Origin of the sequence: Bacillus toyonensis BCT-7112 (genome assembly GCF_000496285.1) — a bacterium.
Taxonomy (GTDB): domain Bacteria; phylum Bacillota; class Bacilli; order Bacillales; family Bacillaceae_G; genus Bacillus_A; species Bacillus_A toyonensis.
In genome coordinates, this window is sequence record NC_022781.1 from 3,063,722 (window position 1) to 3,076,755 (window position 13,034).

A 13,034-nucleotide genomic window follows, 5' to 3' on the forward strand; every position below is an offset into this window, starting at 1 on the left:
AAATAGTGGGATAAAGAAAAGGCAATGAGGAACAGTCCTCATTGCCTTTTAGTTTCTCTTAACTAATTTAATGATTTCATTCACAACGAGCGGAATGATACTTAACAAGAGAACAAATCCCCAATCGCGTAATGTTAATGCATGTACACCGAATATATTCGCTAGAGGAGGGATGGAGATGATACATACTTGCATAAGAACACCAATAAGAAGTGAGAAGACTAAGTATTTATTTGTAAATATCCCAATTGAGAAAATCGATTTCGTTCTTGAACGCAAGTTAAATGAATGAACGAGCTGAGAAAAACTAAGAACGACAAATGCCATCGTTTGAGCATGTAATAGAGCATCTTCATCAATTTGCTCTGGGAAAAGTGGAAATAAGTTTGTATCTCCAGCATAGAGTTTCGCCCCAACGATAAAGGCAGCTAACGTTAAAAATCCAATTACAACACCATTGAAAATAAGAAAAGGGACGCTCCCGCTAAATAGACTTTCTTTCGCACGTCGTGGTTTTTCTTTCATCACATCTGAATCTTCAGGATCAACACCGAGTGACAATGCAGGAAGTGTGTCGGTAATTAAATTAACCCACAAAATGTGGATTGGGCGTAATGGTGTCGCCCAGCCAAGTAAAATAGCTAAAAATAAAGCGATAATTTCTCCGAAGTTACAAGAGAGTAGGAAGAGAATCGATTTTTTTATGTTACGGTAAATATTTCTGCCTTCTTCAACGGCTTTAACGATAGATGAGAAGTTATCGTCTGTTAAAACGACATCTGCTGCGCCTTTTGCAACATCTGTCCCTGTAATGCCCATTGCTACGCCAACATCTGCTTGTTTTAAAGATGGAGCATCATTGACGCCATCACCAGTCATAGAAACGATATTTCCTTTCGCACGTAATGCTTTTACAATCTTCACTTTATGTTCTGGAGAGACCCTAGCGAATACATGTAAGTGATTAATTTTGTTTGCTAGTTCTGTATCTGAAATGTTATCTAGTTCAGTTCCAATCATAATTTCAGATTTTTCTTCAGCAATACCAAGTTCTTTGGCAATTGTAAAGGCGGTATCCTTATGATCACCAGTAATCATAACTGTACGAATACCAGCTTTTTTACACTCTGTAATGGAATCTTTTACTTCTGTGCGTGGTGGATCAATCATACCGACAAGACCGATAAAGATGAGATTTTCTTCGAGATGATTAATATCCACATCGTTCGCATTATATTGTTTAAATGCGAATGAAAGTACTCTTAAAGCTTCTTGAGACATTGCCCCGGCAGCTTCTAATATTTGATTTTTATCAGAATTTGTGAAGACCTCAACTTTGTCATTTATAAAGATATGGGTGCAGTGAGGTAAAAGTTTATCAATAGCACCTTTCGTCATACTATAGTAGCTTTCATCGTATGTATGCACTGTTGACATCATTTTACGATCAGAATCAAAAGGTAGCTCGTTAACACGTTCATGTTTATTTTCTAAATGATCTTTTTGCATGTTAAAAGTGCTTCCAGCAACGAGAAGGGCAATTTCAGTAGGGTCCCCAGTTTGGGATTCACTACTATAAGACGCATCATTACATAACACCATATTTTCTAACAATAGACGGTGTACATCATTATTTACATTCAAATTTTCTAACTGAGCGTATGTGTTATCACTATAAAAGTGAGTAACGGTCATTTTATTTTGCGTTAATGTACCTGTTTTATCTGAACAAATAATTGTGACAGACCCGAGAGCTTCAACAGCTGGTAGTTTACGAATGATAACGTTTTGTTTAATCATACGCTGCACGCCAATTGCAAGAACGATGGAAACGATAGCTGGTAGTCCTTCAGGAATAGCCGCTACAGCTAAACTAATTGCAGTCATAAACATTTCTAACGTATCGCGTCCTTGTAAAAAACCGATGAGAAACATAATAGCGCAAATGGCTACAGCGACAAAGCCTAAATATTTTCCTACTTGTGCTAAGCTTTTTTGAAGTGGTGTCATATCATCATCTGATTCATGTAAAAGGGTAGCAATCTTACCAATTTGTGAGTTCATACCAGTTTCAACAGCAACACCAACGCCACGTCCGTATGTTACTAGCGTCGACATAAAGGCCATGTTTTTTTGATCGCCCAGTGGCACTTGTTCATCAGTTTGCATAGAAGGATGATAAAGTGCATCCTTATCAACAGGGACGGACTCACCAGTTAGAGCAGATTCTTCAACTTTTAAATTTGCTGTTTCGATAAGTCGTAAATCACATGGTATATAACGTCCAGCATCGAGCATGACGATATCACCTGGAACGACTTGTTCAGATGGAATTTCTTTTAGTTCGCCGTCTCGTTTTACGATAGCTTTAGGTGTTGCCATTTTTTTTAGTGCTTCCAAAGCTTGCTCAGCCTTTGACTCTTGGATGACACCAATAACTGCATTTAATATGACAACGAGCGCGATAATGCTTGCATCTGCCCATTCACCTACAAAGGCAGAAATAAGGGCAGCTATAAGAAGAACATATACGAGGACATCATTAATTTGGGAAAAAATCCGCTGCCATAAAGTACGTTTTTGTTTTACTGTTAATTCATTTGAACCAAATTGTTTTAAGCGTTCATTTACACCGTCAGCGGTTAAACCACTTTGTTCATTTGTTTTAAGATCCGTTAATATTTGATCTTTCGTCTTACTGTACCATTTGCTCATAAGTAAGCACCTCCAGTAAAAACAGTTAGCAATGGTAGTGTTGCTATTATTTGTGAGTAGTATGTACGGAGAAAAAATCTAAGATGAGCTTCTACTTCTATTGTACAATATTTTACAGTTGGTTGAGGAAAAGAGAAGAGTTGTCATGAATTTGTTGGAAATAAAAAAGAGCCTCATATAAGAGAGGCTTTTTTACTTTTTAATTAATGTACCTAATTCTTCTGTAATAGCTTGCATTTCACTAATGCTGAATGTTTCACGTTTCATAACATGCTCATAGATGTCACGTAAGTCCTCGTACATTTCTTCGTTAAAGCTAGCGGCTCTCATCGCTCCAGCATTAACCATACGTAATTTTTCTTTAATAGCTTCGACCATATATTCAACGTTTTCTTCTGACTTTACGGATAAATCCACCGAAGTGTCCCCCTTTAAAATAACATAAGGCTATCTTAACATTTTTTTATCATTTTCGTTAATGAATCTTTTCAATCCTATTAAATTAGTAGGGATTTCCTTTATATTTAATAATTGGTTGTTTATACTATAAGTATATATTAAGAAATGCACCAAGAAAGGAAGAAACAAAAATATGGTTCAAGTATTATTTGTTTGTCTTGGGAACATTTGCCGTTCTCCAATGGCAGAAGCGATTTTTCGAGATCTTGTCGTAAAAGAGGGACTTGAAGAGAAAATTGTCATTGATTCTGCAGGAACTGGAGATTGGCACATTGGTCATCCGCCACATAAAGGAACACAAAAAATTTTAAAAGAAAATGAAGTCGTTTTTGAAGGAATTAAAGCAAGGCAAGTAGAAAAAGAAGACTTAACAAAGTTTGATTATATTATTGCCATGGACAACAAGAATATAGCAGATTTAAAAAGTTTAGGTAAAACTGGAGGCTATATTGGTAGGCTGTCCGACTTTGTTCCAGACGGTGGCTGGACAGACGTTCCTGACCCTTACTATACAGGGAACTTTCAAGAAGTGTATGACCTTGTAACAGAAGGGTGTGCAAAGCTATTAGCTTTCATTCGAAATGAACAAGGAATATGAGGAAGCTTAGAAAGAAATACTTTCTAACATAAGAAATGAAAGGGTGAAGGAATATGGCAAAGAAAAATAATATTGCTCGAAACATTGCGCTTGGTGTAGCGGCAGGTGTAGCTGTATCCATGTTAAAGAAAGAAAACCGTGAAAAGGTAAAAAACACTGCTGAAAAAGCAAAAACAAAGATGATTGAAATTGGTGAAAATGCAAAGATTAAAGAAAAAGTGCAAACTGTTACAGATAAAGGACGCGAACTTGCTGATTTCAATGTAGTGAAAGCGAAAGTAGCAGAAATTAAAAAATTGACGCCGTCAGTTGTAGAGACGTTAAAAGAAACGAAAGAAATTTTTAGTAAGAAAAAAATTGAGCGAGAAGAAAAGCCAGAAACGATTGAAATTCAAGCTGTATCTCCAAAGGCAGATGAGCTTAAAGCAGAAGAAGAGCCAGTAGTTGCTGAAGATGGTGGTATGAAAGAAGCACGTGAATTATTTATGAAAGACTCACATGCAGAGGAAAAAAAAACTGAAGCGTACATTGAGTTAAAGCAAGATAAAGAAGAGAAGAAAAGCGTTTAAACATATATGAGAAAAATTTTAGAAAAGGTAAGAAGAAATCGCACTTATTCGTTCGGTAAAGATTTATACGATCGGACGATGCGTGATGATGTAGCGGGCTTGGCAGCACAGCTCGCTTATTTCTTCTTACTTGCTATTTTTCCTGGGCTTGTTTTCTTAATTACGCTTCTTGGATTTATTGACCTTCAAACAGAAAGTGTGCTCAATTTATTAGAACCGTACGTACCTGAAGATGCAATGTACTTAATTGAAGTAAACGTAGATAAAGTTGTAAATGAGCAAAATGGTGGTTTATTATCATTTGGTTTACTGTCGATGCTATGGTTTGCTTCAAATGGAGTAAATGCGGTTATGAATGCTTTTAACCGTGCGTATGATGTAACCGAAACACGTTCCTTTATTAAAACAAGAGCTTTATCAATTGTGTTTACATTAGCCATCATTTTTATGATTGTGTTTGCTCTAATTGTCCCAGTGTTCGGACAAGTGATTGGGGCAGCGGTATTTAAAGCAATTGGTTTATCGGATAGTTTTTCTTACGTATGGAGTATTACACGATTAGTAGCGAGTTTCTTCGTACTATTTGCCTTGTTTAGTTTTTTATATACATTTGCACCAGATCGAAAGTTAAAAAGAAGAGAAGTCATTTCAGGAGCAATATTTGCTACTGTAGGGTGGATTGTGGTATCGTACTCATTTGCTTATTATGTAGATAAGTTTGCGAATTACGCCAATACATATGGTGGTCTCGGTGGAATTATTATTTTAATGTTATGGTTTTACTTAACTGGATGGGTAATTTTACTTGGCGGTGAAATTAATGGTCTACTCCATCACTATAGAACGGGTGACAATAATTCCCGTAATGAATAATGAGCTCTTGTTCCATAATAAAAAGGAACAGGGGGGATATTTCATGAGTAATAATAAAAAGAACCACAATAATAAAAACAACAATAAACAAAAGAGCAGTTCGCATCCGAAGCATAAAACAAGTAGTAGTGCGAACGGGCATAATAGCTACCATTAAAAAAAGCGGGTCCTCTATGAGGGACCCGTTTTTATTTGTTTCCTTTTAATAATCGTAACCCGTTTAAAATGACAAGAATTGTACTTCCCTCATGCCCAATAACACCAAATGGAAGAGCTAAAAATTGCAAGAAGTTTGAACAGATTAGCAGTGCAATTACAGCTAGAGAAAATACTACATTTTGCTTTACAATACGGTTCATTCGTTTTGATAAACGGATGGCTTGGGAAAGTCGAGACAATTCGTTCTTCATAAGTACAACGTCTGCAGTTTCTAAAGCTACGTCTGTTCCTTCACCCATTGCAACACCAATGCTAGCAGTAGCGAGCGCGGGTGCATCATTTATACCATCTCCGACCATTGCTACTGTACCGTATTTTTCTTTTAACTTTTTAATCGTTTCAACTTTTGTTTCTGGTAAACAGGATGCATAATATTCTTTTATATTGCTTTCAGCAGCAATGGCTTTTGCGGTTTCTTCATTATCGCCAGTAATCATGATTGCTTCCACACCAATGCTTTGTAAATCGCGAATAGCAGCAATGGTTTCTTGGCGGAGTGTATCTTTTAAAGCGATAAGTCCAAGGATACCATCTTCATCACTTATATAAACGACAGTTTTCCCTTCTTTTTCAAGGGAGGTAGAAATACCATTATGAAATGTCTTTGTTTCTTCCCCGATAAAATCAGCTTTACCAATTTTATAAGCTTTATTTTCTAATGTTCCTTTTAATCCAAAACCAGTTACATCTTCAACGTTTTCGGGTTTTTTTATCGAAATATCATAAGCATGTTTTGCATATTTAACAATGGATTCAGCTAAAGGATGTGTAGAGTGACTTTCAATTGATGCTGTAATAGAAAGTACTTCACTTTCTGCTATACCTTCTCGAACATATACATCTGTTACAGTAGGTCTTCCTTGTGTTAATGTTCCTGTTTTATCAAAGGCAATCGCCTTTACTGAAGCTAGACGTTCTAAATGAATGCCGCCTTTAAAGAGAATACCGTTTCTCGCTCCGTTAGAAATTGCAGATAAAGTTGCGGGTGTAATAGCTGCAACTAGTGCACAAGGAGAAGCGACTACAAGTAAAATCATAGCGCGATAAAATGTTTCATTCCAACTCCAATCCAGTAAGAAGTGAGGAACGAACATCATAAGCGCAACAACGAGTAGTACACCTTTTACGTATGTTCCTTCAAATTTTTCGATGAATAGTTGTGATGGTGATTTTTCACTTTGTGCACTTTGAACGAGACGAATAATCTTTTGGAATAATGTTTGATCGCTCGGCTTTGTAATTGTAATTTCAATAGCACCACGTAAATTCACAGTTCCAGCAAACACTTCATCGCCGAATTTTTTCTCATTCGGAATAGGTTCTCCTGTAATAGCAGCTTCATCAATATTTGTTTCACCATTATGAATTGTGCCATCAGCAGGAACACGTTCACCGGGTTTAATTAAAATAATGTCGTTAATTTGTAATTCTCCAACAGGAACACGTTCCTCGGTTCCATTTGAAATACGTAATGCTTCTTCAGGCTGTAAATCAAGAAGTGCTGAAATTTCTTTTTGACTTTTACTTAACGTATAAGATTCCATTGCACCACTTAGCGCAAAGATGAAGATTAAAATAGCACCCTCTGCCCAATAGCCAATCATGGCAGCACCGATAGCAGCAAAGAGCATGAGCATTTCAACATTTAGCTCTTTCTCTTCAATTGTGTCTGCAATGCCTTCTTTCGCTTTTGCAAATCCTCCAATTACATAAGCGAGGATATAGAAAGTAATACCTACACTTATCGCCTCATTTTTTGTGAATAACCAGCCAGCTAAAATGAAAATACCAGATAAGATTGCAAATATAAGTTCATAGTGCTTTTTTAGTGTTTGAATCCAAGATGGATTAGGTACGTTCTGTTTTGATGGTAATGTTTTTACTTCCGAGTTCATTATTACTCGCCCCTTTCAAATTCTTATTGAGAAAAAGAATCAAAATCGAAACCCCTATAAAACGACGAAAGCTGCCATCCGTAACGGATAGCAGCATTTCTGTTAAAACTGATTTTAATAGTTATTATGTTGTAATTATTCTATAGTATAGCATATGTTTTTGAGAGATGATATGTTTTTGTTTCAAGTATAAACCGAAAACTTGTGTTTTTACAGTTCCTTTGGTATATATGAATATTGTTCATAAAAAGATCGAAAAGGAAGACAACAAGTGAAGACAGAGAAATTTTTTACTCATCCGATTGGTGTATTTATTGCTGCGATAGTAGCAACCTTTTTATGGGGAAGCGCATTTCCCTTTATTAAATTAAGCTATGCTGAACTTGGGATTCGGCCACAAGAAGTCGGAGAACAAATATTATTTGCTGGTTATCGCTTTTTCTTATCTGGTATAATGCTCTTATTATTTTTTAAAGCGCTAGGAAAAGATATGCAGTTCAAAAAAGGAACAGGGAAGCAGTTAGTTCAAATTGGTTTGTTCCAAACTTTTCTTCAATATATATGTTTTTATATTGGAATGAGTTATAGCTCAGGAATTGAAGGAGCGATTATTTCAGGAACATCATCATTCTTTCAAATTTTACTCGCACACTTTTTATATAAAGATGATGCTCTCAATATGAGAAAAATAATGGGCGTATCAATCGGATTTTGTGGTGTCATTTTAGTGAATGTACCGAGTGATGGAAGTTTATCATTCCATTTTGGAATAGGTAGCTTATTACTTCTTGGGGCAGCGATGATGTATTCGTATGGAAATATATTAGCAAAAGAGGGTAGTAAAACGTTAGATATTGGGTATATGACAGCATACCAAATGATTTTTGGATCAGTTGGGTTACTATGTATAGGTGCATTACAAGTTGGAGCGATGCCATTTACTTTTAACCTATATACGATACTTATGCTCATATATTTATCGTTCTTATCGGCAGCGGGATTTTGTATATGGAATACAATTATGAAGTATAACAAAGTAGGAAAAGTCTCGATGTATATGTTCTTCATACCTGTCTTTGGTGTGTTATTATCGAGCATGATTTTAGGAGAAGCAATTCATTCATTTGTATTATTCGGTCTAGCATGTGTAGCAGCGGGAATCATTGTCGTAAATCGTACCCCGGCTAAGCAGAAAATGGAGCAAAAAAAACAAGTAGCGTAGAGAACAAAAAAGCGATTAAAATGGAAGAACAGTATTGTTCTTCTTTTTTTATGTAGAAAAAGGAGAACAGACTATATATAACGAAAAAAGATACATTAAAGCATTTATTGAGGAGAACATATTATGAATGTATTTTACATTGTGTTAATCGGACAAATAATTATTTTTTTAACAGGAGCAATTTATGCAATAGGACAGACAAAAAGAACAAGAGAAAATATGCCGTTACCTTTAGCAGTTCGTCTTATTCTTAGTTTTTCTTTAACAGGTAGTGCGATTTGGATATGGCTACAAGATCCATCGATAGAGTATAGCAGCTGGGTTGCATTAGGAATGACTTTATCGACTTTAGGAGATTTATTTATGGCAGGTTTGATTCCCTTTGGCCATCGATTAATTGGAGGGATGGTTACTTTTGCTCTTGCCCATTGTTTTTATGTAAAAGCATTTTTGCAAACAGGTATTTCATGGAATGGTTTTTGGATTGGTTTACTCGTATACGGACTCTTTCTAATTATAGGGTGGTTCTTTTTTATTCGAAATGAAAAACAGGACAAACTGTTTACGATAGGAGCCCTAATTTACGGCTTGTGGGTTGGGGGAATGGCTTGCTTTGCATTCGCCTTATACTATGAGAATACAGGAATATGGTGGATACCAGCGCTTGGTGGTTTGCTGTTTGTGATTTCTGATTTTATTATTGGTGTGACAGATATTGGTGGCCGCAAGCTGAAGTATGAACCACTTTGGATTTGGTTTACATATGTCGCTGCTCAGATGTGTATTGTATATGTAGGACTATAAAAAGATGCTCTCAAAAATAGTAGATAGACTATTTTGAGAGTATCTTTTTCTTTGATATTCTAATATATTTGTTTAATTAGTTTAGTATTTGTTAAGTGTAAAATTCATAGGAAAAGTTCTGCTTAATAAGTATAAAATATGATATATCAAAAAAATAAACTTGTAAGGAATAGTGTTTTTGAATTTGTAATATTATAATTATATAATTTAGAATTTTATGGAAAACAACTATCTGAAGTATTTATAATATAAATAAAAAGACAATGAGATGGTGGAATGATGCAAAAGAAAAAACGTTTGCGTGAGTTCTTTGGAATAATTGCAAGTGCATGTTTATTAGCGTTTTTGGCAAAAATCTTTTTGTTTTTCCCTACAACTGTAAAAGGAGCATCTATGAGGCCAACGTTACAAGATGGGGATAAGATAATTGTTAATAAGTTGGCAAAGCAATTTGAAAGTTATGGTAGAGAAGACATTATTGTTGTGAAGACGGATAATTTTTATGTGAAAAGAGTGATTGGGTTACCGGGTGATGTAATTGAGATGAGAAATGACCAATTATATGTGAATCATGAGGTGAAAAATGAGGAGTATTTGCATAGTAATAAAAAACAAGCTGAAAAAAAACTAATGAATTTAACAGAGGACTTTGGACCTATTACAATTCCTAAAAATAAGATTTTTGTTATGGGAGATAATCGCTTAATCAGTAGGGATAGTAGAAATGGTTTAGGACTTATTGATAGAGCAGATGTATTAGGAAAGTTAGCGGCAATTTATTATCCATTTGAACATGTGAAAATAATAAATTAAAGTAAAAAACAAGCAAATTTCAGTTTGCTGGTTTTTTTATGTTAAACAGTAGGAGACTCGTTAGATACAAAGACGTCTTCATTGTTTTGGTTAGTACTTATAACAAATTTGTGTTGCAATAGTTGTAGTTTAAATAATGCTAAAGGATCATGATAAGTTTCTGGGTTGCTTCTTAGCGTTGCTAATGTTTGTTCGTCTTCTTGTATTTCAAGTTGAGCGACTTCTACATTTTGTTTCAATACGCTAAGTGGATCTTTAAAGAACATCATGATATCACGCTCTAGTGCACCTTCAAATACTTCAAATTGAAGGAAGAATTGTTTTGAAATTGTTTGGGCAATTTCTGTATAGTCTTCCGTTTCAATATATTGTTTATATTTGTTTGCGAGCATAGATTGGTTTTTTTGCATATTACCAAATAATTTTCCGGCACTCTTTAAGAAAAATTGTGTCGGTGTAAAGCGTAATAAAATGTTGATGTTCGTTACTGTAATTCTATTTGTCATTCGTACGACATCTCGATGCCAATCATCTAGTAATTTGAAATCGCAAGGAAGTTTCATACGTTCTTCTTTATATAATTTATTGAACGTTTCACTCATTTCATCTAAATAAGCTTGAGCTTGAATAAATTCATTATGTGCTGTTTCAATCCAGTCTTGAATAGACCCAGTAAATTTAGGAAGAAGCACTTGTTGTACATGTTTGTCAATTCGTTCGTTCATCGCAGCATTTAATTCTTCATGAACTAATTTGAAATCACTATCTTCTTGAACAAGGTCAGAACAGCTCTGTAATAATTCAGGAATTTGAGAATGTATATCTTGTGTAATTTCTTCTTTCGTTAAAAGATAAGATTCTGTAATAGAACGGATTTTGTCTTTTTCAAGAGCAGTAAGATTGTTAATAAATCCATTAAGTTTTACAGATATATGTTTATTCCAGCGTACTGATTTCACTAATGTATGTTCTAATTCTACACGTTCATTTACAAGGTAAGCGATTGTCTTTTGAGTAAACCATATTAGCTTTTCTATACGTTCTTTCTCTATGTCACGTTCTGCAAGATTAGAGAGAATGGACTCTGTTACATCCCCAAGTTGCTGGCTACTCTCTTGGGAAGGAGAGTACGGGAAGAATTTTGCATTTGGGAAATGGACTGTAAGTTTACTAATTAGATTTTCATTGGTAGTCGTATTATTTGTGTGTAATACGAAATGAATTTGTAAGTTTGGCACTTGTTCACGTAAATAAAGTAATGTATCAAGTTCTTCGCCATGTAATGGTGAGGCAGAATTTAATATGTAAATAAGGCTCTCTGCTGCCTGTAAGTATTCAAAGTATGAGCTGTTTTTATCCAATTGTCCTTGAACAGATGGTGTAACAAGAAATGCAAACTTATTTTTTCTTAAAAATCTACTTGGTAACTTAATTTCTATACATTTTTTCTCAAGTTCTGACTGGGAAGATGTATCCATTATTTGATGGACTTCATCAAAGTTCGAGATGTTTTTTACATCTAGATCATTGAATTCCGTTATTGCAGTTTGACTATCGTCTTTAAATAGAATAGGAGCTGTTAAAGTCTCAGTTAAGATGTTCTCTCCTAATATTGAATTAACGAATGACGCTTTATCATGGTCACTTGTTCCAGCTATTAGTAGTTTATTAACATGTAAATCACATAGTTCATGGACGAGTAGCGTAAATTGATGACTTAAATCTACATCATTTTTCTCGGCCCATTCAGCAATTGTTTCGAATAGATGAGAAACGGTTTCCATATCTACATTTGTTTCAGCTGATGAATTAGAAAGTAAGGCTCCAGCACTTTTTACGAGTAATGATTCTAAAGTTGTAGGTGCAACTTCATTCCATGCTAATACGGCGGCAGAAACAAGTAAGGAATCCTTTGCTTTTGTTAAACTAAACCAATTTGTTAATAAATCAGGAACAAGACCGTTTAATTCATGCATAAAATGATCGCCAGTAATTAATGCAAAGTATGTTTCTTGGTAGCGGATAGAAATTTCATTCCAATTGTCATTGTTATCTGTTTCAATATGTAAAAATAAATGATTCATGCTTTGGATCCAAGAAAGGTATAATGGTTCATTTTGATAGCTGTTCCAAAGGGCAATAACAAACTCTTTAAATTGGACTTGGTCAATTGCATATAAAGCTTTTAAAGAATCATAGAAATATTCTGGTTTGATTTGTTTAGTAAATCCTTGGTTTACGTAATGGATTAAAGTATCGAACCAATGTAATGACTTTGTTCGAATTCCCTCTTGAACTGCAAGTTCGATAGCGTTGTTCCAATCTTCTTGTTTTTCATAGAAAGAACGTGCGATTGCAGTAATATTCGGATAGTCTGGTTGAAATGCCACAGCTTCACTAATCGTCTTAAAAGCTAATCCTAAACGATCTTGCTCGATATAAAGAGAAAGAAGTTGCAAGGAAACTTCCATCGTAAGAGTTGTACCTTCAGTTTGAATAGATTGATAAATTTCTTCTGCTTTTGGTAAGAATCCGAGTTCAAAATAGGCATCAGCAATATTTTTGGTTGCCCAAAGTTCAAGGTCGTTATTTACTTTCTCCCACTTAAATATGGCTGCTTCAAAATCTTTATTTTGATAATAAAATTCACCTTGAGCAAAGCGAATATTAGAAATGTTGGAGAATTCATTTTTAGATTCATTTATGTATGCTTCACCGAGTACTTCCGATACTGGAGTAGAAATTTCTTCTGTTAAAAATGTTTTATAGTAAACTTTTTGGATAAATTGATTTTCAATGGTCATGTTCGTTCCCCCCTGTATAATTTAGAAAAATGATGTTGTATGTAAAAGGGTACATGTTTTTTA

At 34.8% G+C, this 13,034-nt stretch carries 10 protein-coding genes; 6 read left to right on the forward strand and 4 right to left on the reverse strand.

Annotated elements, in window-relative coordinates:
* Window positions 1–48 precede the first annotated feature (48 nt).
* Both BTOYO_RS15740 and BTOYO_RS15745 read right to left on the reverse strand, forming a co-directional pair.
* Entirely contained in the window at window positions 49–2,715 is a 2,667-nt protein-coding gene (locus tag BTOYO_RS15740; RefSeq protein WP_000049586.1) for a cation-translocating P-type ATPase, read from the reverse strand.
* Between the two features lie 192 nt (window positions 2,716–2,907).
* Window positions 2,908–3,132: a DUF1128 domain-containing protein gene (locus BTOYO_RS15745; protein ID WP_000366197.1), complete on the reverse strand. Its 225-nt coding sequence runs from the start codon at window positions 3,130–3,132 to the stop codon at window positions 2,908–2,910.
* Window positions 3,133–3,307: 175 nt separating this feature from the next.
* Between BTOYO_RS15745 and BTOYO_RS15750 the strand changes: the two genes are divergently transcribed.
* The 3 genes from BTOYO_RS15750 to BTOYO_RS15760 are packed head-to-tail and all read left to right on the forward strand — an operon-like array spanning window position 3,308 to window position 5,214.
* The gene (locus BTOYO_RS15750) at window positions 3,308–3,772 is read left to right on the forward strand and encodes a low molecular weight protein-tyrosine-phosphatase (protein ID WP_000250904.1); all 465 of its coding nucleotides are present in this window, start codon (window positions 3,308–3,310) and stop codon (window positions 3,770–3,772) included.
* A 53-nt stretch (window positions 3,773–3,825) separates the two neighbouring features.
* Window positions 3,826–4,341, forward strand: coding sequence for a DUF4075 domain-containing protein (locus tag BTOYO_RS15755; RefSeq protein WP_001085402.1), 516 nt, complete (start codon window positions 3,826–3,828; stop codon window positions 4,339–4,341).
* Window positions 4,342–4,347: 6 nt separating this feature from the next.
* Window positions 4,348–5,214: a YihY/virulence factor BrkB family protein gene (locus tag BTOYO_RS15760; RefSeq protein ID WP_001226534.1), complete on the forward strand. Its 867-nt coding sequence runs from the start codon at window positions 4,348–4,350 to the stop codon at window positions 5,212–5,214.
* A 188-nt stretch (window positions 5,215–5,402) separates the two neighbouring features.
* Here BTOYO_RS15760 and BTOYO_RS15765 read toward each other — a convergent pair whose 3' ends face one another.
* On the reverse strand, window positions 5,403–7,328 hold the full coding sequence (locus BTOYO_RS15765; RefSeq protein ID WP_001083762.1) for a heavy metal translocating P-type ATPase: 1,926 nt from the start codon (window positions 7,326–7,328) through the stop codon (window positions 5,403–5,405).
* A 271-nt stretch (window positions 7,329–7,599) separates the two neighbouring features.
* Between BTOYO_RS15765 and BTOYO_RS15770 the strand changes: the two genes are divergently transcribed.
* The 3 genes from BTOYO_RS15770 (at window position 7,600) to lepB (ending at window position 10,167) form a co-directional block, all read left to right on the forward strand.
* Entirely contained in the window at window positions 7,600–8,550 is a 951-nt protein-coding gene (locus BTOYO_RS15770; RefSeq protein ID WP_000845698.1) for a DMT family transporter, read from the forward strand.
* A 123-nt stretch (window positions 8,551–8,673) separates the two neighbouring features.
* Window positions 8,674–9,354 (forward strand): lysoplasmalogenase, encoded by a 681-nt coding sequence (locus tag BTOYO_RS15775; RefSeq protein WP_001100488.1) that lies wholly within the window; start codon window positions 8,674–8,676, stop codon window positions 9,352–9,354.
* 276 nt (window positions 9,355–9,630) lie between these two features.
* Window positions 9,631–10,167, forward strand: coding sequence for a signal peptidase I (lepB, locus tag BTOYO_RS15780; protein WP_000983289.1), 537 nt, complete (start codon window positions 9,631–9,633; stop codon window positions 10,165–10,167).
* Window positions 10,168–10,208: 41 nt separating this feature from the next.
* Here lepB and BTOYO_RS15785 read toward each other — a convergent pair whose 3' ends face one another.
* Window positions 10,209–12,971 (reverse strand): tetratricopeptide repeat protein, encoded by a 2,763-nt coding sequence (locus tag BTOYO_RS15785; protein WP_000151399.1) that lies wholly within the window; start codon window positions 12,969–12,971, stop codon window positions 10,209–10,211.
* Window positions 12,972–13,034: the final 63 nt, after the last annotated feature.